Origin of the sequence: Cognatishimia maritima, from assembly GCF_900129685.1 — a bacterium.
Lineage (GTDB): Bacteria > Pseudomonadota > Alphaproteobacteria > Rhodobacterales > Rhodobacteraceae > Cognatishimia > Cognatishimia maritima.
This window is the reverse complement of the sequence record NZ_FQWM01000003.1, coordinates 83,896-106,474: the sequence shown is the minus strand read 5'-3', so window position 1 is coordinate 106,474 and position 22,579 is coordinate 83,896. Positions and strand designations below refer to the sequence as shown.

At 56.6% G+C, this 22,579-nt stretch carries 21 protein-coding genes; 6 read left to right on the top strand and 15 right to left on the bottom strand.

The window, feature by feature from the left end; translation table 11 throughout:
- Positions 1–50 precede the first annotated feature (50 nt).
- From BUA39_RS09050 to BUA39_RS08980, 15 genes are all read right to left on the bottom strand, one after another.
- Positions 51–1,001 (bottom strand): sugar ABC transporter substrate-binding protein, encoded by a 951-nt coding sequence (locus BUA39_RS09050; protein ID WP_072792893.1) that lies wholly within the window; start codon positions 999–1,001, stop codon positions 51–53.
- Positions 1,002–1,292: 291 nt separating this feature from the next.
- Positions 1,293–2,600: a TRAP transporter large permease gene (locus BUA39_RS09045; RefSeq protein ID WP_072792892.1), complete on the bottom strand. Its 1,308-nt coding sequence runs from the start codon at positions 2,598–2,600 to the stop codon at positions 1,293–1,295.
- Positions 2,597–3,160, bottom strand: a complete 564-nt coding sequence (locus BUA39_RS09040; RefSeq protein ID WP_072792891.1) for a TRAP transporter small permease — start codon at positions 3,158–3,160, stop codon at positions 2,597–2,599. Before BUA39_RS09040 ends, BUA39_RS09045 begins: the two co-directional genes overlap by 4 nt.
- Positions 3,161–3,337: 177 nt before the next feature.
- Positions 3,338–4,357, bottom strand: coding sequence for a TRAP transporter substrate-binding protein (locus tag BUA39_RS09035; protein ID WP_072792890.1), 1,020 nt, complete (start codon positions 4,355–4,357; stop codon positions 3,338–3,340).
- A 236-nt stretch (positions 4,358–4,593) separates the two neighbouring features.
- Positions 4,594–5,049, bottom strand: a complete 456-nt coding sequence (locus BUA39_RS09030; RefSeq protein ID WP_084604851.1) for an OsmC family protein — start codon at positions 5,047–5,049, stop codon at positions 4,594–4,596.
- Positions 5,050–5,225: 176 nt separating this feature from the next.
- A complete protein-coding gene (locus BUA39_RS09025) occupies positions 5,226–6,116 on the bottom strand; it encodes an SMP-30/gluconolactonase/LRE family protein (protein ID WP_072792889.1) in 891 nt (296 codons plus the stop codon).
- Complete coding sequence (locus tag BUA39_RS09020; RefSeq protein ID WP_072792888.1) at positions 6,113–6,322, bottom strand: tautomerase family protein; 210 nt, start codon at positions 6,320–6,322, stop codon at positions 6,113–6,115. The genes BUA39_RS09025 and BUA39_RS09020 overlap by 4 nt, the downstream gene beginning before the upstream one ends.
- A 164-nt stretch (positions 6,323–6,486) precedes the next feature.
- Positions 6,487–7,218, bottom strand: a complete 732-nt coding sequence (locus BUA39_RS09015; protein WP_072792887.1) for a response regulator transcription factor — start codon at positions 7,216–7,218, stop codon at positions 6,487–6,489.
- Between the two features lie 29 nt (positions 7,219–7,247).
- Complete coding sequence (locus tag BUA39_RS09010) at positions 7,248–8,594, bottom strand: GAF domain-containing sensor histidine kinase (protein ID WP_084604849.1); 1,347 nt, start codon at positions 8,592–8,594, stop codon at positions 7,248–7,250.
- Positions 8,595–9,512: a 2-dehydro-3-deoxygalactonokinase gene (locus BUA39_RS09005; RefSeq protein WP_072792886.1), complete on the bottom strand. Its 918-nt coding sequence runs from the start codon at positions 9,510–9,512 to the stop codon at positions 8,595–8,597.
- Positions 9,513–9,764: 252 nt separating this feature from the next.
- On the bottom strand, positions 9,765–10,991 hold the full coding sequence (gene repC, locus BUA39_RS09000) for a plasmid replication protein RepC (protein ID WP_072792885.1): 1,227 nt from the start codon (positions 10,989–10,991) through the stop codon (positions 9,765–9,767).
- Positions 10,992–11,165: 174 nt separating this feature from the next.
- Complete coding sequence (gene repB / locus BUA39_RS08995; protein ID WP_072792884.1) at positions 11,166–12,188, bottom strand: plasmid partitioning protein RepB; 1,023 nt, start codon at positions 12,186–12,188, stop codon at positions 11,166–11,168.
- On the bottom strand, positions 12,175–13,371 hold the full coding sequence (gene repA / locus BUA39_RS08990) for a plasmid partitioning protein RepA (RefSeq protein ID WP_072792883.1): 1,197 nt from the start codon (positions 13,369–13,371) through the stop codon (positions 12,175–12,177). The genes repB and repA overlap by 14 nt, the downstream gene beginning before the upstream one ends.
- Positions 13,372–13,536: 165 nt before the next feature.
- On the bottom strand, positions 13,537–13,926 hold the full coding sequence (locus BUA39_RS08985) for a methylglyoxal synthase (RefSeq protein WP_072792882.1): 390 nt from the start codon (positions 13,924–13,926) through the stop codon (positions 13,537–13,539).
- 42 nt (positions 13,927–13,968) lie between these two features.
- On the bottom strand, positions 13,969–14,643 hold the full coding sequence (locus tag BUA39_RS08980) for a GntR family transcriptional regulator (protein ID WP_072792881.1): 675 nt from the start codon (positions 14,641–14,643) through the stop codon (positions 13,969–13,971).
- 191 nt (positions 14,644–14,834) lie between these two features.
- Here BUA39_RS08980 and BUA39_RS08975 point away from each other — a divergent pair, with 191 nt between their 5' ends.
- From BUA39_RS08975 to BUA39_RS08950, 6 genes are all read left to right on the top strand, one after another.
- On the top strand, positions 14,835–16,073 hold the full coding sequence (locus BUA39_RS08975) for a mandelate racemase/muconate lactonizing enzyme family protein (RefSeq protein ID WP_242648568.1): 1,239 nt from the start codon (positions 14,835–14,837) through the stop codon (positions 16,071–16,073).
- Positions 16,074–16,299: 226 nt separating this feature from the next.
- Positions 16,300–18,228 carry an ABC transporter substrate-binding protein gene (locus BUA39_RS08970; RefSeq protein ID WP_072792880.1) on the top strand — a complete coding sequence of 643 codons (1,929 nt, stop codon included), beginning with the start codon at positions 16,300–16,302 and terminating at the stop codon, positions 18,226–18,228.
- A 120-nt stretch (positions 18,229–18,348) separates the two neighbouring features.
- Complete coding sequence (locus BUA39_RS08965; protein ID WP_072792879.1) at positions 18,349–19,332, top strand: ABC transporter permease; 984 nt, start codon at positions 18,349–18,351, stop codon at positions 19,330–19,332.
- The gene (locus tag BUA39_RS08960) at positions 19,329–20,468 is read left to right on the top strand and encodes an ABC transporter permease (protein WP_072792878.1); all 1,140 of its coding nucleotides are present in this window, start codon (positions 19,329–19,331) and stop codon (positions 20,466–20,468) included. Before BUA39_RS08965 ends, BUA39_RS08960 begins: the two co-directional genes overlap by 4 nt.
- Positions 20,440–22,221, top strand: a complete 1,782-nt coding sequence (locus BUA39_RS08955) for a dipeptide ABC transporter ATP-binding protein (RefSeq protein ID WP_207546210.1) — start codon at positions 20,440–20,442, stop codon at positions 22,219–22,221. The genes BUA39_RS08960 and BUA39_RS08955 overlap by 29 nt, the downstream gene beginning before the upstream one ends.
- 34 nt (positions 22,222–22,255) lie before the next feature.
- On the top strand, positions 22,256–22,579 hold a 324-nt coding region (locus tag BUA39_RS08950; RefSeq protein WP_165610518.1), incomplete at its 3' end, for a sulfatase-like hydrolase/transferase.

The window sequence follows — 22,579 nt, the reverse complement described above, 5'->3', positions numbered from 1 at the left end:
AAGGCAATGCGCCAACAGGGGCGCATTGCTTTTTTGGTCGTGATCAAGCCTTACTTGGGCGCGCCCCAGATTTTGGCTTTATTGGCTTCAGCATCTGCTGCTGTGTAAAGGTTGCCGCCAACATAGTTGAGGCGGTCAACGGATTCACCGGCCATGATCTTCGCAGCCAGGTCAACCGCCTTACGGCCGGTTGCCTCTGTGCCCATGACGACAAAGGCGTCAGCCGTGCCGGACAGAACCGCTTGGTAGCCGTCGTTTGATCCATTCACACCGGTGATCACAACGTGACCTTCTTCACCTTTTGGTACCAGCTTGCCAAGGTCGGCCAGCACGGTTTCCACCGCTGGGATATGCGTGTCGGTTGCCGCAAACACAGCCGCTACATCCGGGTTCGCTTGGAAAGCGTTCTGCGTACCAGACAGCGCCCGCGCAGAATCCCAATCAGTTGGAACCTCGATCAGGTTGACGTTCTCCAGCGCCGCGATGCCTTCGCGGAACCCTTTCGAGCGGTCGATGCCGTTTTGGTCATTCAATGCGCCGATCAGCTCAACGATGGTGATTTCACCTTCGTAATCCGCTAGCACCTGCGCGGTGTATTCCCCAGCCAGACGGCCATCGATCAGGCTGTCCGGACCAACAAAGGCCTGAACCACACGGCTATCAGGCAGGTCACGGTCATAGGCCACAACCGGTATGTTGGCTTTCTTGGCCGCCAGCAGCGCGCGCTCGATGGTATTTTGATCCACCGCACACACGAGAATGGCGTCGACACCCTGCGCAATCAAAGACTGAATCTGCGCGTTTTGCTGCTGTGCGTCGCCATCGGCCACAACTTCGATGACCTCATAGCCACGGTCAGATGCCTCGGCTTTGATGCCATTGTTCACCGCCACGCGGCTCTCAAACAGCTGGTCCACAGAAAGACCAATTGTAATCTCCGCATAGACGGCACTCGCCGTCATCATCGCGCCGGCCAACACCGCCCCGAAAATCTTCTTCATGATCTGAACTCCTCCACAAATACGATCATCCGCGGCTGACTCCTCCCCGCGGAACTCTAGCTAAACCAAATCGTTGCTCAGCTTGTTTTCATATAAGCAAGTTATTTTAATATATGCAACAACTCATACGAGGCGAAAGTTCTTTCCTTGCCCGATGCGCCAGATCATTGTTCCTGAACCAAAAAAACGGGAGGCCAAAGCCCCCCGTTTTCAGGTCACTGTCCCGACGATTCCGCCTTTTATCTGACCTGCGTCGCTTGCATGTCATGCATGACTGCGCTTGCGCGAGGTTTACTTCGCATAGGCCAAATCTGGCAGGAAGGTCGCAATGGCTGGGATCATCAGCAGCAAGATCAGCGTGATCACCTCCACCTGCAGGAACCACCAGATGCCGCCAAAGATCTCTTTCAGCGAGAAGGTCGGCGCGACCCCTTTCAGCACAAAGGCGTTCAATCCAACCGGCGGCGTGATCAACCCGATCTCCAGCGTTTTCACAACCACAATCGCCAACCAGATGGGATGCGCGCCCAGAGCAATCAGCGGCGGAACAAAAATCGGGACGGTCAAGAACATCACCGACACCGGGTCCACCATGCAACCAAGCACCAGCAGCAGCAGCACGTACATGATAACGATCCCCATCATCGACATATCCAAGCCGATAATATAGGCCGACACCGCACCCGAGACGCCGCTGACCGCAAGGTAGGACGAGAAGATCAAGGCACCCACAAGGATGATAAAGATCACCGACGTGGTCTGCGCCGTATCTAGGAAGACCTCTTTCAGGACGCCAAAGTTCAGACGGTTGCGCACGAGGGCAATCAGGAAAGACCCCACGGCCCCAATCGCCCCTGCCTCGGTCGGGGTGATGATCCCGGCGTAGATCCCGCCGATCACGATGGCACCCAGCGTCAGGAAGCTCCAGACACCCTTCAGCGACCCCAAGCGTTCCTCGATCGATGCCTTTGGCAACGCTGGCGCCAACTCTGGGTTCCGGCTGACGCGGATGTAGATCATGACAAGATAAGCGACTGCTGTCAGCAGGCCCGGAATGATGCCGGCAATCAAAAGCTTCGGAATGGATTCCCGCGCGATGATGCCATAGACGATCAGGTTGATGCTGGGCGGGATCATCCCCGCCAAGGTCCCAACAGTCGCCACGCAACCTGCGGCCAGCTTCCGGTTGATTTTCAGGCTGAGCATCTCAGGGATCGCAACCCGCCCAAACACAGCGGTCGAAGACGTTGTCGACCCGGAACAGGCGGCAAAGGCAACGGCCGCAACTGTGGTTGCAAAGACCACACTGCCTTTCAGATGCCCGAACCATGCCCGCGCGGCGACATAGATGTCTTGCGTGATCCCCGCTTTGGCGGCGACATGCCCCATCAACAGGAACAGCGGCACTGCGCTTAGGGCGTAGCCAGAGCCGATGTCAAACAGCCGGCCGCCAATTGTGTCCATCGTAATGACCGGTCCGCGAATAAACGCAAACCCCAACGCACCTGCCAAAAGCAGGGAAATACCCACCGGGACGCGCATCACCATCAATAGACCGACCATCCCGATCACGAGCGGGACTTGAATGGCTTCAATCATTGTACATTCTCTTCTTCTGCAGTCGGGTGAAGGGCGAATTCGTTTTCAGCGGCTTCCTCAAGCAACTCGTCTTTCGCGAAAAGGTTGATCAACTGAAGCAGGAAACGCAGCGCAAACAAGGCCAGTCCAATTGGAATACCGGCGCGCGCCCACCAGGTCTTCACTTCAATGATCCCAAGGACGGTGTCGCCCATGACATAGGCGCTAAGCGCAGACTCCGCACTGGTCCACGTCAGGACCGCAAAAAAGACGAAGGCGACACTCAGATACGCAGCTTGAACTATCTTGCGGGCTTTGCGCGGTATGTGGTCATAAAGAATGCCCACGGTGATATGTGCGTCGCGCCGTTGCGAAAATCCCAGCCCCAGATAGATCAGATAGACAAACATCAGGCTGACGTATTCGTAAGACCCCGGCACACTGATTTTAAAGAGCGACCTTGTGATTACCTCGAGCACGGTGATCGACATCATTGTAGCGACCGCCAAGGCTGAGACGTAGCAGGCGATCTCTTCCAGCCGTCGTTGTAGCCATATCCCGCTGCTGGTTATACTTGCCATCGAGGCATCCCTCCCTCAAGAAGTAGAATTTTGAACAGGTTCACACTTTTTGATTTGTACCGAGTTTACGGTCTTCCGCACAATTCTGCAGTGTTTTGATGTTGTTGCGCCGCCCACAACCTGTTCAGTCGTAAGAGGGCGGCGCATTGTCTTCAGGCGAGTGGCCTGTACTTGGTCTTAGAGGTCGTCGTGCTTTTCAAGAAGCGCTACGAACGCATCCAGAACAGCCTGACCTGGGAGACCGTCGGCTTCGCGGGCGTCAACCCAGTTCTGCCAAGCGGTGTTACGCACACCGATCATCTTTTCCCATTCTGCGTCGTCTAGTTTCACGACTTCAGTCTGCTTGTTCAGCGCATCAACCGCTTCACCTTCAGTTGCTTCCAGCAGCAGGCGGGCCTGCGGTACTGTCTCGTTGCGAACTTCTTCGATCACGGCCTTCACGTCTTCAGGCAGGGAATTCCAAGTATCCAGGTTCATCGCAACAGGAAGCGGGAAGTAGAACCAGTCTACAGCGTCCCAGTAGCTAAAGATTTCACCAAAGCCGAAGGCATAAGCGTCCGCAGGTGCACCGATGATCGCCGCTGTCACAACTTTACGCTCTGCCGCCGCTGGCAGTTCGCCCCAAGGGATGCCGTAAACAGTGATGTCCAGTGCTTTCAAAATCTCAGCCGCACCACCGTGCGCGCGGATTTTGGCCGCTTTCAGATCTTCGATCGAACGGATCGGATCGTGAGACAGCATCTGGATGGAACCCCATTGACCTGGGTACAGGTACTTCAGGTTCATCGCCGTGAATTCAGCTTCAACTTCTGGCGTCTGGAACAGCTCGTGACCGGAATGCACGTGCGCCATTGGGTTGTCTGTCATGAACGGCAGCGATGTCACGTTCGCCAGCGGGAACAGGCCAGGGTTATAGACCGGAGAGAAATCCCCCATGTCAAACGCGCCAACCTTGATGTTTTCAGGCTGGCCAGACAGCTTGCCCAAAGGACCGCCGAAGATGCGGGTGAACTTCACCTTACCCTCGGTGCGCTTCTCGACTTCGTCCATAAACCAGCGTGTCGCAAGGTTTGAGGGGCCAACACCCGTGAAGGCGTGGTATTTGATGTTGATTTCTTCAGCCGCCGAAAGCGTCGGCGCTGTAAACGTTGCGGCAGCGGTCAATGCGGCTGCACATAGCGTTTTAATGAGTTTCATTTCAGTTCTTCTCCCTATCATAGTTTATTGTCTTAAAGACGAAGGGCCATCGCCCCGAAAGGCGACCCAGCGGGCAGTCGACAACCTCCTCCTTGTCGATTTTCACCAATATGGTTCTGCCTCCTGCCTGTTTTGTTACCTTTTGTTTTCCTTAGGGGGTACGGGGGATCACGCCCGGAATTTGCGGATACCCGCAGCATAGGGGGGCACATCCGCAAATTTGGTATGTGACACGGTCACTTCCGCACCCAGCTCTCCTGTATCTCGCACCCTGCCCGACGCAGCAGCACCCCAACTGGGCACTTCTCTCCGGTGATCCGTTGCAGCTCAGCGATTTGTTCATCGCTCGCATCGGTATCCAAGATCACCGTCAATTCGATCACCGGAAACGGCGTGCCGATCTCGGCCTTGCCGAAAACGCCGCGCGTATCGAAGTGGCCACAGACCTTCAGGTCCATGCCGCGCAGCTTGATTTTCAGCAGCCCCGCTACATAGTTCCCGATCACATTTGTGCAGCCCAAAAAGGACGACAGCATGGTCTCCAATGGGGTTGCAAAAAGGTCGGTGCCCCCGCGTTCGGGCGGCTCGTCCGTGGTCACAACTTTCCCGCGCGCCACCATCTCGGTCCGGGCGTGGGTCACAGCGTGACCTTTCACATCGATCTTAAACAGATCTGGCATGACATGTGCCATTCGTGTCTCCTAGTTTGCGCCGGTCACTTGTGGTTCACAAAAATCCGAAACCGCGCGCATCGTGTTGGGTTGCATCCAGCAACAGATGAGGGGCCTGCCATTGGGGAGGGTACAACCCCCGTCATCTGTTGCTGGCTGTAAGGCAGTCACCTGCCCATTCCGTTACCAGCGGCGCGCTAGAACAGCGCCAGCCCCGGCGTTTTGACGTTGATGCGATAAAGCCCGGTCGAAGAGGTGAAATACAGATCCGTCAGATCCTCACCGCCCCAAGCAAAATTCGCCGTGAACTCCGCCATGCGGATCACCCCAAGCGTCTCGCCTTCCGGCGTGATCACATGAACCCCGCCGGGTCCGGTGCAATACACATTGCCCTTGCTGTCGATCTTCATCCCGTCCGGGTGGCCTTCGCCCTCGCCGACCGTGACTTCAACCCAAACGTCCCCGCCTGTCGCCGAGCCATCCTCGGCAATATCAAACTTGCGGATATGCTTGCGCTCGGTGTCGTTCACATAAAGCGTCTTGTGGTCCAGCGAGAAACACAGCCCATTTGGCTGGGCAAAATCATCGGCCAACTGCGTGATGGTCTTGCCATTGGGCGTCACGCAATAAACCCCCTGCGCGCCCATTTCCAATTCCCGCTCAACGCCGAAATAATCCATCCGGCCATAGGTCGGGTCGGTGAAGTAAATCAGCCCATCCTTGCGCACCACGATGTCATTCGGGCTGTTCAGCTCCTTGCCATCATAATGCGTCGCCAAGGTGGTGATGCTGCCATCTTTCTCCGTCCGCGTGACCGAACTTGTGGCGTGCTGACAGGTCAGCATCCGCCCTTCGGCGTCATAGGTATTGCCATTGCCCATATTGCTCGGCTTGCGAAACGAGGCCACTTTGCCATCTGCCCCAAGCCGGAAAAGTTCATTGCCAGGGATGTCCGAAAACGTCAGATGCTTTTCCACCGGATGCCAGATCGGACCTTCGGTGAACAGGAAATCACCCGCCACTTTTTCAAGGGTCGCACCGGCATCCACGATGTCATGCATCCCCTTGCTGCGCACTTCAATGCTCATGAGCCGGCCCTCAGCTCCTTCACGCGACTACCGCCCGCGAACCAATCGGTCTCGTCGACCTCTTCAAAGGTGACCCAAACGTTCTCTTTCGGAATGCCTGCTGCCTCGGCGATAGAGTCGGTCACAGCCGTCTGCACCTTGTCTTTGATGCCCTCTGGATCATGTTCTATCACTTGTTTCACGATGCGAATGTTTACAAATGGCATCGGCGTCCTCCCTTATTCTGGCGACCCCGTTTGTGAATCGCTCTTGTCTTGCTGGAATCAAACTAGACATCCTTGGGGCCACAGTATGCGTCATCACACGCAGCGAATACGCGGAGACGCACAACACCCTTGCGGTTTCCCGCAAGCCGCTGAAATAATGTGATTTATTTCTGCTGCCGCCCCATCCAGACGCGCAGGTTTTCTTCTTCTTTGCGCAAGGCGTCCGCATTGAGGATACCCTGACTCAACGCCAAAGAGATCGCCCGCGTCCGGGAGTTATAGGTCGGCCCCCATTCGCCCACCGGAATATCCCCCTTATCCAGACCTAGCTTTTGGTAAAGGTGCTGCAAGCGGCTTTGCGCCCCGCGCAGAGATACATTGCGCCGCGCCGCCATCGCCTTGTCTGTCAATCCAAGGCACAGATCCACCAGGGCCTCATATTCCAATTCACTCAGCCCCAACAGCCGGTCCCCTGCCCGCTGCTGAACGCCACGCACCTCGCGGTCGATCACGCATTGTTCGGCAACAAAGACACCCTGCAAGGCCAGCTTCAATTGCTCCGCCGGGGCCGATTTCAGGATATAGCCATATACGGCGGCACTGGGCACAATCTTGGTGATCCCGCGGATATAGGCTTCTTCGGTATAGTTCGACCAAAACAGAATCTTGGTGCTGGGCTTCTTGGCCCAGATGGTTTTTGCGACCTCTACCCCGGTCATACGGGGCATCTGCAAATCCAGAATGACAGAGTCATATTCGGCGGCATCAAATTCTTGGATAGCCTCCGCACCATCTTCGGCCATGGTCAGAACATTTAAGTCCGCCAAAGTATTCCGCGCCACTTTCTCCAGAAAGGCACGGTGCAACTTGTCATCTTCGGCAATCAATAGGTGCATCTGGGGTCCTGCAATTTTGGGGTCTTAGATCATAACGCCAGCGGTTCGCCCGCCGCCTGTCCGGCAGTCTGCGGCACACTGATTTCCACGCGCGTGCCTTTTGGGTCGGCCAGCCGTTCAAACCGCACCGTGGCCGAAATCAAATCGGCCCGCGTTTTGATATTGCTGATCCCGCTTTTGGATTGCAGGTCGGCCTCTGAAATGCCGGTGCCATTGTCATCAACCCGAACGAACATATTTGGACCATCCTGCGAGATACGCACATCAATGCAATCACAGGCCGTGTGTTTCAACGCGTTGTTAACGGCCTCTTGCACGATCCGAAACATGGCGGTGCGCACAGTGTCCTGCAGGGTGTCCATTTGTCCATCGGTCTGGTCCTGCACACGCATCTTAATCTCTCGGCGCATGTGTTTCTGACAGCGCTGTAAATGCGCTTCGACGGCTTCTGAGAATCCGAACATCTGCAAGACGCCGGGCTTCATGGCTTCGACAATGCCGCGCACCTCATCGAGGCAATGATCCAACTCATCCTGCAGCGCATTGATTTCTTTCTGCGCCGCAACAGAGCCGCCATCAATCCGCGACATACGCCTGCGTATGCGCGCCAAATCAGCCAGCGTCTGATCATGCAAATCCATGCCAAGCCGCTGCCGTTCGCGCTCCATGCCTTCGGTCAACCGCAAGGCCCCCAAACGCAGCGCTTGCTCGCGTCCGGTCGCTTCCAATTCAGCAACGGCAGATTCCTTCGCCTCCTTGCCGCGCTCTAAGGCAAACAGATAGGCCGATATCAAATCCGCCGCCCCCTGCGCCAGAACCACAAGTTCCTCATTGTAGAAATCTGTCTTGTGGCTTGAAATCGCAAGCGAGCCAATCAAAGCCCCCTGCACCCGCAGCGGCACGACGATGCGGCTGTGCAGATTTGCGTCAAACAGGGGCTTGCTGTCTGACCCTTCAAAATGAAACCTCGGGTCGGTCCAAGCATCGTCTGTCAGGATATAAGGCGTGTCCCCGCGCAGCACGTCGCGGATCGGACTTTCCTCAGTGGGCCTTGCCGGGCTCTGGGTATGGCTCCAAGACGTGTGCATCCGTGCCTCGTAACAGATCTGCATCCCCGCGGGGTGCAACAGCACAATATCCAGATGGTCATGCGCAATCAGCGCACGCAGCCGGTTGGCAAAATTTTCAAGAACAAGTTCATAATCCGTCGGCCCAGCAATCGCCTGCGCAATCGACAGATAGCAATCCAGAGCTTCTCCAGCATTTGGCATTAACGCAGATACCCCCTCCTCGGGCATATGCAGTTGACCATACTCTGAATTCCGTTTCAACGTAACCTCGATATGATTGGTCTGGGTGATGGGGCTGCGCGGCACCTAGGCCGCCGCGCTGCTTTCAGTTGGAAGATCCGCCAAGGGGCGCAATCCCGCGATCAAGGCTTTGGTGGCATCAAAAACTGTTGGGCTGCAGCCGCGCGAATTCAGGGCAATTTGGTAAAGACGCGTGATTTCACGATCACCGATAATGGCCACCTTTGGCCCATCCCAAATCGCACGCAGCGTGACCAACTCAGCCCCGACAAGAAGCCCAGACAGTTCGGCCTTCAGCATGTCATGCGGCGTCCCGTTCAACAGGGCTTTGGCGCGAAGGCCGAACAATTTCGCTGTGACGCTCACAGGGTCCAAAAGCGCGCTTTCCACCGCCCTAAGGAAAACGCCGTCGTCCCAGCCAAGGCTTTTTGTGCAGTGTCGCAGCACTGATTGATCCGACAAGATCGTGAACAGTTCGCCGGTCATAAAGGTCGTAAAACTCTGCACCTGACCTGCGGCGATATTCGCCCATTTGGAATGCATTCCCGGCAAACAAACAGCGCCCTTGAAATCCGGGCGATCCGAAAGGAAGCCAGCAATCCGCGTTTCCTCTCCACGCATCACATCTTCGGGTCGGGTCTGACATAGACCATGCATAACTCGCACCAAGATACGCTGATCAGAGGTGGCTATGGTGACGGTCGCCGTTGGGTCCATTGGGGTGCAGGGCACATTAAGGTAGGCGGTTTCAGACCAACTTTTCGCCGACCCAATCACGCCACTGATCATAACCGGTGTGACCTGATTTTCATAGAGCCAAGAGCTGATCACCGCAAGCAACCGATCCTCAAATTCTGAGGGGTGAAGCGCAGCCGTGTCGCAGTCGGCAAAGGCGGTATCCAACGCCTCGCCACTGTCCCCAATTGCGTAGGCGCAAATGTGGGTATTGCCCCAGTCCACAGCGATCCAGCTAAGCCTTTTCATCCTCTCCTCCACATAGGGTTCGGCGGATTGCACCGGCCTGAAACCTAACTGATAGTTCTGCGCGGAATGCGCTAGAATCGGAACTGGCAAGCGCGCAGTGTTTTTGCGGGTTCCCGCAAACCTCGGTGGCGCGCGTGGTTGAGAAATGGTGGTGTTGAGTACGTTTCCATTTTATTTCAATCACTTATGAAGTTCACAGCTGTGAACAGCCCCATTTTGGTGCTCCTTAGCGGCAAGTTCACAGTTGTGAACTCAAGCCGCCCGCACCTGCCGAATGTTGATCAGCCTCGACAGATCAAAGGCCCCCTGCCCCGCCTTCTGCGCCAAGGTCCGCAGGTATCCGCCGGGCGAGCTGTAGCTTTGGAAATCTCGCAGCATCACCGCCAAAACAACCGCCGCATTCTCCGCCCCCATCGTGGATTTCGCATGTCGCCAAACATCCTCCGAAAGCCCCATCATCGGTCGCACATTCTCGGCAGCATGGAGCAACTCATTCCAGCATCGGATCGGGTGGTTTGCGAAGTCCTGCATCTCAGAACAAAGCTCTTGAACCCGATCAATTGAAATCGCAGGAGGAGGGTTTTGAGGCGCTGACCTAGCCTCCTTCCCTTCTCTCTGCCTGTGGTCTGGACGGTCTGCGTGCCGGATGTTGCTTGATGCAGTTGGCTCGAAATCGGATGTGGTTCTTGATTCAGATTTATCTATTTTAGAACTGTATTGGTGCTGCTCATTTTGATCGTCACTGGTGCTCATTTCGTTGGTTTCAGCAGCATCCGACAGTGCAAATTCAGCCTGTTTCAATGCCGCAGCCAGTTCCAATTCCAGAGCCTTCAAAGCGTCAATATCAAGCTTCCGGCGCAGGGTTCGGGCTGTCAGGAGAGCTTGGTCGCTCAGCGCGTCCCATAGGCCCGCTTGGGGTTGCAACTCGGCTCCTAGGTCTGCCAGAGCAGCGAGGTCGCGGCGCATCAGGCTGACGGATTCTCGCAGTGTGCGGATGGTTTCCTCCGTCGCCCGTGCGGCTTCTGCGGCTTCGCAGATTTCAACGTAGCGGGTCACCAAGGGTGACAGGTCAAAGCCGAACGCAACCCGTTGCGCACCGCGCGTGCGGAGGTAGCGCTTGCCGTTCGGGCTGTCGCGGCGGATTAGCAACCCAGCGCTGACCAGTTTGGCGAGGTGCCGGCGCATGGTCGAACAGGGCATGCCATTCAGCCGGTGGCAGATGGTTTTGTTGGATGGAAAGACGACCAATTCGCCCGCCGCCAGATCCAACATGGTGCCCTTATGAAAACTAAGCATTGCCTGCAGGACGGTGAGGTCACGATCTGTTAACCCAAACTGCACGCGGGCCACGGCGAGTTCTTGCAGCACGTCCCATTTGCTGATCGCGGGCCGCAAGGGCGACACGGTGGCTTTAGGTTTCGGTGCCAAATCGGCAGCACGAAGGGGTCGCCGGAACGACGTTACGGGGGAATAGTCCATGAAATGTCACGAAGACAAAGAAATCCCGCTCCGCGAATCACTTTGGACTTGCGGTTATCGTTGGGAGGCTCTAGCTTGAAATTGCTACAAACAAGTTAGGGTCTCGTGGAGTGTATCTTTGCGGGACCTTTTCTTTGGCCTAGTCGTGCCTCCTGTTTTTGTTACTGCTCATGCTCAATCTTCGCGGCGCTGAAGCCAGCGCGCGTGAAGCTCTTCCACGAGGTCTTGCGCCTCGTTTTCAACCCAATCTGCGAATGGGCCGTTGTTCAATGTCAGGGCAATCCCTGCGTTGGTGCGTTTGACCGACCCAGCACGTTTGCCGCCAATTTTCAGGCCGCGCTGGGGTGCTTTGCTGGCTGGCGTCTTTGCCGCTTTGGGCTTCAGGCCCGCGGCAACATAGGCCTCAACCGCCTCAAATGCTTTGGTCGAAACCTCGCTTGGATCATCGGCCTGGCCGGTTTCGGTCAATCGGATCGTCGCAGCGACGTGGACGTCCTCGGCCACGGTCAGCAACTTGTCGGCGTCCACAGCGCTGCTGCGCAGGTTTTTCGCCAAGGCCTCCCACCGGGGGCGGCCAATGCCATGGGCCGCGCCAATCACGCGCACGAGATCAGCACCGACGGCATCCACCACGGACAGCGCCATCGAAATCGCGGATTTTGGCACGGTCAACACTTCGGCGACCTGTGTTTGGTTGCCAAAGCCCGAGGATACCAGTTCCTGCGCAAAGAGGGCCTTTTCGATGAAAGACAGGTCACGACGCGCCATGTTTTCGGAAATCTGCGCCTGGACGGCGCTGTGATCGTCCATCGAGGCGACAAGCGCGCGGATCTTGGTGACCTTGTCGGATTGTTTGATCGCCTCTAGGCGACGCCGCCCATAGACCAGCAGGTATTTTTCAGACTCAGATGGGTGGCGGCGCACCAGAATGGGCACGGTTTGGCCATTGGCCTCTATCGCGTCGCGCAGGTCAATGACATCTTCGGGGTCCAATCGGTCCGCCGGGCGGTCATCGATCACATCTGCCGGGTCCAATTCCCACACGCGGTGGGCATCGACTGCGTCGCGGGCGGAGCGCAGCGCGCGGTTTGACGACATCATCGAGGTCGCGGCAGAGGCTGTTGGGGCAGGGGAGCCGGCTCTGGCAGCAGAGATACTGTCGAGCATCGACAGGCGTTTCTTTTTACTGGTTGTCATGCCGCCCCCATGTCTCTTGGATCAGTTGCGCGATTTCGTCATTGACCGCATTCAGGCTTTCGATGGCGCGGTCATAGGTGGACCGGGTGAAAGCGCTGCGCTCGACCTCGTAAAGCGTCTGTTTGGTCAGCCCGGCATCGGAAATTGCCGTGGATTTCAACATGGTCGAGTTAAGAACAGAATCGCCGTACATTGTTCGTAAGAAAGCTACGATCCTGTTTTGCGGCGCATCTTGAGGTTCGTATCGAGTCAGCAGATAGCGCATCCAATCGTGGGACATATCCGCCCCGCTTTCGGCAATCACATCCATCAGGTCCGCTGTCATCCGCAGGAACTGGCTCATCGACATAACGTCGAGCATTTCGGGGTGAATTGTCACCAAAACACCCGTTGCAGCGGAAAGCGCTGACATGGTCAGAAAGCCCAATTGCGGCGGGCAGTCGATGACCACCACGTCATAGTCTCCATCGACCTGTGCTAGCGCCTCTTTCACGCGGAAGAAGAACAGCCCGGCATTGCCCTGCGCAAGCGCGCGGGGGGTGTCGTGTTCGAACTCCATCAGCTCGAGGTTGCCGGGGATCAGGTCCAGATTCGGGAAATAAGTCGGGCGGATGATCGACGAAATTGGATCGGGATCATCATAACGGATTGCATCGTAAAGCGTGCCGCCATCCACGAGATCAAATTCGGGCTGCACCCCGTGCAGTGCCGTCAACGACGCCTGCGGGTCCAGATCAATGGCCAGAACGCGGTAGCCGGTCAGGGCCAGCCGCTGCGCCAGATGAGCGGCGGTTGTGGTTTTGCCGGAGCCGCCTTTGAAGTTCATCACGCCGATGATCTGCATATGGTCGCCGTCGCGGCGTCCGGGCAGGTAATCGCCGGGCTTGCGGGCGGTTTTTTCCAGCAGAACACGCAGGTCTTGGATGTCCTGCGCCGAATAAAGCCGCCGATTGCCGGGTGTCAGTTCGGGGGAGGGGCCTTTGCCATCCAGATGCAATTTGCGCAGGTAGGAATCATTGACCCCCAGAAGGGCGGCGGCCTCTCCGGAGGTGAATTTGCGGATCGCTTTCTGCGCGTTGGGCGGAAAGAGGTTTTCGCGCTGCGCATGCAACTGGTTCGCCAGCCATTCAGAGTGCTGACGGATCACCGCATTCAGGTCGTCTAGTGCAATATCTTTGCTCATCTGCTGCTCATCCCCGCGACGTGATCACGGTATTTGGCGTTTTTGCCTTACTTTTCGTGACTATTGTCCGAAAAAGGGGAGTCGCGCAAGATTTTTCTACATTTGGTGGTCAGGCCGGGTAGGGGACACTGCCGCTTTGGGCCGCACCAAGACGCCATAGGGGCGTCAGGCGGGCGGATTACACAGCGCCTGCACGATGAAATTCGCTGTCGCGGGCGAGGAGGCCATCGGCAGGTCATAGACAATAGCCAACCGCGTGAGCGCCTTGACATCGACGTCATGCGGCATGGGGGAGAGGGGATCAATAAAGAAAATCAATGCGTCTAGCTTGCCTTCGCAGATCAAGGCGCCAATTTGCTGATCACCGCCAAGGGGGCCGCTTTTGAAACGGTGTATGTTCAGCTTTGGATTGCTGTCCTGCAGTTTGCCGCCCGTGGTGCCGGTGGCATAGATATCGACGCCTTCCAGCAGAGATGCGTGTTTTGTCGCCCAGTCCACCAGCGCGGGTTTGCAGGCGTCGTGTGCCACCAAAGCGAATTTTAGTCGATCTGTCATATGGCCTCTGCCCTTTGTTTGTCTTTGAGGCAGAGTGCGCAGTCAGGCCGAGGTTGTCCAGATGCCAAGCGCACGCATTTGCTGGGACATCTGATCGAACGAGCCGCTGACGTGTTTCTGGATGACCTCGCGGGCACGTTCGGCGTCATTGGTGCGGAAGGCTTTGAGCAATTCGCCATGTTCTTCGATAATGGTCGACAGCCGTGTCGGGCTGATGCGCAGGCGGGCGGAGTGCACGGTCAGCGCGGTGCGCAGGCGCTTCCAAGTGTCGGCGGCGGCGTCATTATAGTGGTGGTTGGCGATCAGCTTATGGAATTCGGAATCGAGCTGGCGGAAATGAAATAGGTCACTTGAATCCAGCGCGACAATCTTGTCGTGGATGACTTCGAGCTCATCCACAACCTCGGGCAGGGCGTATTCAGCGAACCATTCGACGAAGTATGGTTCCAGCAGTTGCAGCACCTCAAAGATGTTCTGAATGGTGTTTGCATTGGCGGAAACGATGACGGCGCCTTTGTTGGGCAGGATCTCGACAAAGCCTTCGCCCTGCATGCGGCGCAGCACTTCGCGGACCGGGCTGGCGCTTTGGCCGTATTCCTGCGCGAGGGCAGAAACCTTCAGCCGATCCCCGCCGGATAACTTGCCGCGGAAGATGTCCTCAAGCAGTGTCAGATACAGCGATTGCTCGTGGTCTTGGTGGGCTGCCTGGTCTGCCATCGGAGGCTCCTCTGTCGTGGTCGTTCGGCTATTCTAGTATGATTAGCGCAGATTCATAGAAAATTTCCCATGAAAATAACGTTGTTTTCCAGTCTGTTGAAATTTTTATATCATTAAGGTGATAATATTGTCGACGATTTGACCTGAATCATACTAGGATGATTTCAGCAAAATACGATTCGGAGTTCTCGATGCCCGACCAGACTAAGATCGCGCCCATGAGCGCCGCAGCGCCTGTCGAAACGGCAATTCTGCGTAAGCGCACTGCCGCTGAATTGGCGAAGATCGCCGGGATCGAAACCCTGATTGCGCGGGTCGGATTGCGGAACCAGCTCTTGGTGAAAATCACCACCGAAGATGGTTTGGTCGGATGGGGCGAAAGCGGCCTGTCTGGGCGCGAAAAATCCGTGGCCGCGACCGTTGAACACTACGCAGGCTTTTTGGTGGGGCAGGATTCGCGCAATATCGCGCGCATTTGGCAAGAGGCCTATCGCAGCCAGTATTTTGAAGGCGGGCGTGTCCTGACGGCGGCGATTTCGGCCATCGACATCGCGCTTTACGATTTGTTGGGCAAGCGTCTGGAAGTGCCTGTTTATCAGTTGCTTGGCGGCAAGCAGCGGGATGTGATCCCGACGTTCGGCACCACGATGGGAAAGTCAATTGAGCAGCAATTGAAAGACGTCACCTTGCTGGTGGATGAGGGCTGGATCTGCATCCGCACCTATCCCGGCAGCTTTGACGACAATGACATCTTTGATCCGCGCGCGACGCTTGCGAAGACGGCTGAAGAACTGATTGCGATCCGTGAGAAATTCGGCAACAGCATTTGCCTTGGCGTGGATATGCACCACCGCTACACGATCGCGGAAGCTGCGGATTTCTGCGCGATGATGCCGCGCGGGACGTTGAACTTTATCGAAGAGCCGATCCGATCTGAAACGCCGGAAGCCTATGCCATGCTGCGTGGCATGACGGATATTCCTTTCGCCGTGGGGGAGGAATTTGCGTCTAAATGGGAAGCGGCGCGTTTCTTGGATGCCGGTATGACCCAGTATATGCGTCTGGATGTGAGCAATATCGGCGGCTTCACCGAAGCGATGAAAGTCGCCGCGATGAGCGAACGGCATTACGTGGATATCATGCCACACAATCCGCTTGGCCCGGTCTGCACCGCAGCAAGCGTGCATATGTCGGCGGCGGTGCCAAACTTTAGCTGGCTGGAAACCCGCCAGACTGCGGTTGAAAAACTTGGCTATCACGACGCCTCGTTGTTCCCGAAACAGATTGAAATGAAAGGTCCGGTCTACCTGTTGCCCGAAGAGCCCGGTCTGGGCATCGAGGTCAACGAAGACGCGCTGCGCAGCCAAACGGCGGAGCACGTAGAAGGACCGCATCTAAAACGGCCAGACGGGTCTGTCACCAACTGGTGATCTGACGCCTTGTTCTTGGGAGGAGCATTCATGGCACAGAGATTAAGGCCCTAGAGGGAATTCGGATGACTGATCCGGTGGCGCTGCGGGTCGGTGTGAATTGACATCTAAGATATCAGATGTTAGGCGCTTCTTATAACGGGCTGACAGCTGTGTTGGTCCTGTGGCAACTGGAAGAATTTTCGGATTTCACGTCCAGGACTGCCATTCGACAGAGGAGGAAAGAATGGGACTACAGTTTAAATTGAAAGGGATCTTGGCGACGTCAGTTGCGACGATCTGTTTGGCCGGTATGGCCATGGCCGAGGGCTTTAAAGAAGCGCCCGAATTGGCGGAAATGGTGGCTGCGGGAACGTTGCCTCCGGTTGAAGAGCGTCTGCCTTCTGAACCGCTGGTTCTGGATGTTCTGGACTCCATCGGGGAATACGGCGGCACATTGCGCCGGGCGATCCTTGGCGGGGGCGACCAGCACAACATCGTGCGCCTGATCTCGAACGAAAACCTCGTGCGCTGGAGCGCGGATTGGTCCACGCTGCACCCGAATATTGCGGAAAGCTATGAGGTGTCTGACGACGCCACGACCTTTACCTTCAACCTGCGCGAAGGCATGAAATGGTCTGACGGTGCACCTTTCACCGCTGACGACATCATGTTCTGGTATGAGGTCTTTAACGACGATCGTCTGACCCCAGCCAAACACCCGAACTTTGTGGGTGCAGGTGGCGCGGTCCAAGTGACCAAGATCGATGACACCACGGTTGAGTTCAAATTCGCAGAACCCAACGGCTTGTTCCTGCAGAACATGGCCTATGGTTTCGGCTATTACGTCGTGAACTACCCGGCGCATTATCTGAAGCAGTTCCATGTCGACCATAACCCTGACATTCAGGCGTTGATTGATGCAGAACCTGCCGCAAGTGACTGGGTGTCGCTGTTCAACCTGAAAGCCGGCCCAATGCACACGCCGCTGTTCTGGCAGAACGTCGACCGTCCGACGCTGCACCCCTGGCACCTGACCACCGCTTACGGCGCGTCTGATCGTGTTGTTGCGGAACGCAACCCTTACTACTTCAAAGTGGATGCCGAGGGCCAACAGCTGCCATACATCGATCGCGTGACCTGGGATCAGGTCGAAGATCCTGAAAGCATTCTGCTGAAAGCCTTCAATGGTGAAATCGACTATATGGCCCGCCACATCGGCCGTGCGTCTAACCTGGCCGCGCTGACCGACAACAAAGACCGTGGTCAATATGGGTTCTACCAAGTGGGTGACATCACCGCGAGCCAAGCGGCTTTGATGCTGAACCTGAACAACCCTGATCCAATCAAGAATGAGATCGTGAACAATATCGATTTCCGCAAGGCTCTGAGCCATGCGGTGGATCGCCAAGAGATCATCGATCTGGTTTATCTGGGCATTGGCCATCCGGTGCAGACCTCTCCGCACCCATCGGCGCCTTTCTACAATGAAAAGTGGTCAAAGCAGTACACCGAATATGACATCGACACGGCAAACGCCCTGCTGGATGGCATCGGTTTGGACAAGCGCGACTCTGATGGCTACCGTCTTGGCCCAGATGGCGAGCGTTTCACGCTGGTCTTCCTGGTTGCAGACGTCTTTGGCTTCCAATACCCGGACGTGATGGAAATCGTGGCCGAGCAGGTCAAGGAAGTGGGTCTGGACATTCAGGTCCGCGCGACAGACCGGTCGCGTCTGCAAGAGATCGCCTCGGCGGCCGAGCATGACGCATATATCTGGAACTGTGGTGGTGGCCTAGTGGACGCCTATGCGAACCCATACTGCTACGTGCCTTACGGTAGCGCCGTCTACTGGGCACCGAAATGGGCAGCCTGGGGCGTTGATCCAAGCACTGGCGAAGAGCCTCCTGCGCACATCAAAGCGCTGTTTGAAGCCTATAGCGGTGTGACCACTTCGGCGGACCCAGCGGTGCAGGAAGCTGCGCTGAAGGATCTGATCGAACAGGCGACCGGTCAACTTCTGACCATCGGCCTGCGTCAGGTGGACGGTGCCTTCGGGATCGCGCGCAACAACCTGCGCAACTATCCTGATCCGATGCCAATCGCCGGTCAGCTTTGGACACCTGCGCCCTATACTGCGCAGTACTATTTCGAAGGCGGGGACAACCTGAAATAATCCGACCTTTGAAAGAGTCGCGTTCTCTCTTCTTCCAAGTGACGTGACTTAAACCAAGCGGAGCTGCTCCCACCCTCCCCGGCAGCAGCTCCGCGACCTCTTTATATAAGGCCCAGACAGATGCTCAGCTTCATCTATCGCCGAATGCTCTACATGATCCCAACCGTCTTTCTGGTTTCGGTCGTAACATTCGCAATCATCCAACTGCCACCTGGTGACTACCTTGATACGCTTGCCGCTGAACTGAATGATTCAGGCGGTTTGGACGAAGGCACCATGCAAGCGCTGCGCGACCAATACGGGTTGGGACAGCCGATGTATGTGCAATACTTCAAGTGGATGAAGGGGATACTGCTGCACGGTAACTTCGGCATCTCGTTTGAAAAGAACGTGCCGGTGAATGACCTGATCTGGGATCGACTGGGCTGGACCTTTGGCATCTCTTTGATGACGCTGGCCTTTATCTGGATGACGGCGCTGCCGATCGGGATTTACTCCGCGGTCAAGAAATACTCTGTCGGTGACTATGTCGCGACCTTCTTTGGCTTTATCGGCCTCGCGATCCCGAACTTCCTGCTGGCGCTGGTGATGATGTATGTGGCGTTCAAGTATTTCGGCCAAAGTGTCGGTGGACTTGTCAGCCCGGAATACCTTGACCAGCCTTGGACATTGGAAAAGATCGGCAACCTGCTGAGCCGGATCTGGATGCCAATTGTGGTTGTGGGCACCTCTGGGGCGGCGGCGCTGATCCGTATTATGCGCGCCAACCTCTTGGATGAACTCTATCGCCCCTATGTGGTGACCGCACGCGCCAAGGGCATGAGCGAATTCAGCCTGTTGATGCGCTATCCGGTGCGTGTGGCGCTGAACCCATTCATTTCTACCATCGGATGGATTTTGCCGACGCTGGTGTCGGGCGAGATCATCGTGGCGGTGGTGATGAACCTGCCCACCACGGGGCCGCTGTTGCTGCGGGCGCTGCTGGTGCAGGACATGTATCTGGCCGGTTCGCTGATTTTTATCGTCTCCATCCTGACCGTTCTGGGCACGCTGCTGTCTGACGTGCTGCTGGCGTGGATTGACCCGAGGATCCGTTACCAATGACAACGCTTTCAACAACGACGCCGCTGCCTGACGATACCGAGGTGCCAAATGTGCTTGGCCCATGGGCGCTGATGTGGCGCAAGTTCAAGCGCCACAAGGTGGCTTACCTGAGCCTTTGGATCGTTGGCTTCATCTATGCCATGGCCATCTTTGGCGACTTCCTTGCGCCGGGCGATGCGGCGGACACCAACCGCCGTGCGATTTTCCAACCACCGCAGGGCATCCATTTCATGGTCGAAGATGCCGAGGGCAACCGCAGCTTCCAGCTGCATGCCAAGCAGATGAAAATGCAGATAGACCGTGCGACCATGCGGCGCTCTTATGAGCCGGATCCAGAAGATATCATCCCGCTGGGCTTCTTCGTGCGCGGTGCGGAATATGACTTCTGGGGGCTGTTCACCTGGGACCGTCACTTCTTTGGACCGGTTGATCCCAAGGACCGTGTCTATTTCTTCGGCGCAGATCGCCTTGGGCGTGACATGATGAGCCGGATCATCATCGGCACCAAGGTTTCGATGTCCATCGGTCTGGTGGGTGTGGCTGTGTCGCTGGTCGTTGGCGTGGCATTGGGTGGTATTTCGGGCTTTTATGGCGGCTGGATCGACAACCTGATCCAACGTCTGATCGAATTCCTGCGCTCAATCCCGACCATCCCGTTGTGGATGGGGCTTGCCGCCGCCATCCCGCTGGGCTGGCCGCCACTTCGGACCTATTTCGTCGTGACGCTGATTGTCTCGATGATTGGCTGGACGTCACTGGCCCGAGAGGTACGAGGCAAGTTCCTTGCGATGCGGGATGAGGACTTCATCATCGCGGCGCGACTGGACGGGCTGACCGATTGGGAAGTCATCCGCAAACATATGGTGCCGAACTTCTCGAGCCACATCATTGCTTCGCTGACTTTGGCAGTGCCTTTGATGATCCTTGCGGAGACCTCGCTTAGCTTCCTCGGCATTGGCCTGCAGCCGCCGATCATCTCTTGGGGCACGCTGCTGAAAGAAGCGCAGAACATCCGTTCAATCGTTGAGGCCCCATGGCTTCTGATTGCGCCCGGTGCGATGATCGTGGCCGCGGTTCTGACACTCAACTTCCTAGGGGACGGCCTACGTGACGCCGCAGATCCAAATGCTCATTGATCCCAAAGCCGATATGACCAAGCCGCTCGTTGAAATCCGGAGCCTGAAAACGCAGTTCTTCACCGATGATGGTGTTGTGACTGCTGTGGACGGGGTTGATCTGGACGTGATGCCCAATCGCACGATGGTGGTGCTGGGGCAAAGCGGGTCGGGCAAATCCATCATGGCACGCTCGATCCTGCGGATCGTGGATCAGCCGGGGAAGATCACCGAAGGGTCGATCCTGTATAATCACGCAGATGGCCGCACGATTGATTTGGCCAAACTGCGCGCCGGGTCGCCCGAGGTGCGCGAGATCCGGGGCAAAGACATCTCGATGATCTTTCAGGAACCGATGTCCTCGCTTGGTCCGATCACCAAAATCGGCAAGCAGATTGTGGAAACGATCCTGCTGCACCGGAACGTGACCAAGATCGAGGCCAAGGAAATCGCCATTGATCTGCTGGATCGCGTGGGTATCCCGCGTCCTGCGGAACGGTTTGAGGCCTATCCGTTTGAACTTTCGGGTGGGATGCGTCAGCGGGCGATGATTGCCATGGCGCTGTCCTGTGAGCCACGTTTGCTGATCGCCGATGAGCCAAGCACCGCGCTGGATGTGACGACGCAGGCGCAGATTTTGGACCTGATTGCCGAACTCAAAGAAGAGCGGCAAATGGGTGTCATGCTGATTACCCACGATATGGGTGTGGCTGCCGAGGTCGCCGAAGACATCGTTGTGATGTATCACGGCAAGATCATTGAAAAGAACGATGTCTATTCGATCTTCGATGCACCCAAGCACCCGTACACGCGGGCCTTGCTGGCGTCGGTCCCCAAACTGGGTGGCCAGCGCGTACATCGCTTGCCCGACATCCATGAGTTGCTGAAAAACCCGGATAACCCACCGGCCCCGATCCCGGCAAAACCACGCCCTCCGGCGGGTGAGCCGATTGTGAAGGTGCGCAATGTCAGCGTCGAGTTCCCAGTGGGCGGTGGCGTATTCAGCAAACCGACCGGTGTGATCCAAGCGGTGAACAATGTCTCCTTTGATGTCTATCGGGGAGAAACCTTTGGCATCGTCGGCGAAAGCGGTTCAGGCAAATCGACCCTAAGTCGGGCCATTATGGGCATTCGCCCGCCAACGTCTGGCTCGATTGAGTTCCTGCGTCAGGACAAGCCACCGACGGAAATTAGCACGGCGGACAAACATCAGATGCGCGACGTGTGGCGCGATATGCGGATGGTGTTCCAGGACCCGCAATCGTCGCTGAACCCGCGTCTGCGGGTGATTGACCTGATCGGGCAGTGTATCGAAAAAGCCGAGGGCATCGGCCGCAAGGAACTGTCGGAACGGGTGGCGAAGCTGCTGAAACAGGTTGGCCTAAGCCCAGAGTACTTGCTGCGGCACCCCAATGCGTTTTCTGGCGGGCAGCGCCAGCGCCTTGGCGTGGCCCGTGCTTTGGCCACGCGACCAGAACTGGTGATCGCGGATGAAGCGGTTTCGGCCTTGGACGTACCTATTCAGGCACAGGTTCTGAACTTGCTGCAAGACCTGCAGGAAGAGTTCAAGCTGACCTATATTTTCATCTCGCATGACCTTGCGGTTGTCGATCACATCTGTGACCGGGTCGCGGTGATGTACAAAGGTGAGATGGTCGAACTTTTGACTCGTGAAGAGCTCGCCGCTGGGCCAAAGCATCCCTACACCAAGTCCTTGTTGTCTGCAGTGCCGATCCCTGATCCGCATCTGAGAGACCGTAAGAAGGTGGTGTAAGCCCCGCAACTGCTGAGACAGACCGGAGACCGTTTTGACCCGCAAGCCCAATGTCATTCTGATTTCGACGGATCAACATCGTGGAGATTGCATTGGCCCGGAAGGGCGCGGGGTCAAAACGCCGAATATCGACAAAATCGGCGCAAGCGGTGTGCGGTTTTCAAAATGCATCACGCCCCATCCCATGTGCCAGCCCGCACGTGCGTCGATCCTGACCGGGAAATTGCCTTATACAACAGGCGTGCGCGACAACGGGCGTGATCTGGATTACAGCTTTGGCGCGCAGGGACTTGCCGGGATATTCGGCGATGCCGGATACGACACGCATTTCATCGGCAAGGCGCATTTGTCGAGTCAC

Bases quoted from the DNA above. Each gene is read 5' to 3' on its own strand.
- BUA39_RS09050 (WP_072792893.1), bottom strand. From the start codon at position 1,001: ATGAAGAAGATTTTCGGGGCGGTGTTGGCCGGCGCGATGATGACGGCG.
- BUA39_RS09045 (WP_072792892.1), bottom strand. From the start codon at position 2,600: ATGATTGAAGCCATTCAAGTCCCGCTCGTGATCGGGATGGTCGGTCTA.
- BUA39_RS09040 (WP_072792891.1), bottom strand. From the start codon at position 3,160: ATGGCAAGTATAACCAGCAGCGGGATATGGCTACAACGACGGCTGGAA.
- BUA39_RS09035 (WP_072792890.1), bottom strand. From the start codon at position 4,357: ATGAAACTCATTAAAACGCTATGTGCAGCCGCATTGACCGCTGCCGCA.
- BUA39_RS09030 (WP_084604851.1), bottom strand. From the start codon at position 5,049: ATGGCACATGTCATGCCAGATCTGTTTAAGATCGATGTGAAAGGTCAC.
- BUA39_RS09025 (WP_072792889.1), bottom strand. From the start codon at position 6,116: ATGAGCATTGAAGTGCGCAGCAAGGGGATGCATGACATCGTGGATGCC.
- BUA39_RS09020 (WP_072792888.1), bottom strand. From the start codon at position 6,322: ATGCCATTTGTAAACATTCGCATCGTGAAACAAGTGATAGAACATGAT.
- BUA39_RS09015 (WP_072792887.1), bottom strand. From the start codon at position 7,218: ATGCACCTATTGATTGCCGAAGATGACAAGTTGCACCGTGCCTTTCTG.
- BUA39_RS09005 (WP_072792886.1), bottom strand. From the start codon at position 9,512: ATGAAAAGGCTTAGCTGGATCGCTGTGGACTGGGGCAATACCCACATT.
- repC (WP_072792885.1), bottom strand. From the start codon at position 10,991: ATGGACTATTCCCCCGTAACGTCGTTCCGGCGACCCCTTCGTGCTGCC.
- repB (WP_072792884.1), bottom strand. From the start codon at position 12,188: ATGACAACCAGTAAAAAGAAACGCCTGTCGATGCTCGACAGTATCTCT.
- repA (WP_072792883.1), bottom strand. From the start codon at position 13,371: ATGAGCAAAGATATTGCACTAGACGACCTGAATGCGGTGATCCGTCAG.
- BUA39_RS08985 (WP_072792882.1), bottom strand. From the start codon at position 13,926: ATGACAGATCGACTAAAATTCGCTTTGGTGGCACACGACGCCTGCAAA.
- BUA39_RS08980 (WP_072792881.1), bottom strand. From the start codon at position 14,643: ATGGCAGACCAGGCAGCCCACCAAGACCACGAGCAATCGCTGTATCTG.
- BUA39_RS08975 (WP_242648568.1), top strand. From the start codon at position 14,835: ATGCCCGACCAGACTAAGATCGCGCCCATGAGCGCCGCAGCGCCTGTC.
- BUA39_RS08970 (WP_072792880.1), top strand. From the start codon at position 16,300: ATGGGACTACAGTTTAAATTGAAAGGGATCTTGGCGACGTCAGTTGCG.
- BUA39_RS08965 (WP_072792879.1), top strand. From the start codon at position 18,349: ATGCTCAGCTTCATCTATCGCCGAATGCTCTACATGATCCCAACCGTC.
- BUA39_RS08960 (WP_072792878.1), top strand. From the start codon at position 19,329: ATGACAACGCTTTCAACAACGACGCCGCTGCCTGACGATACCGAGGTG.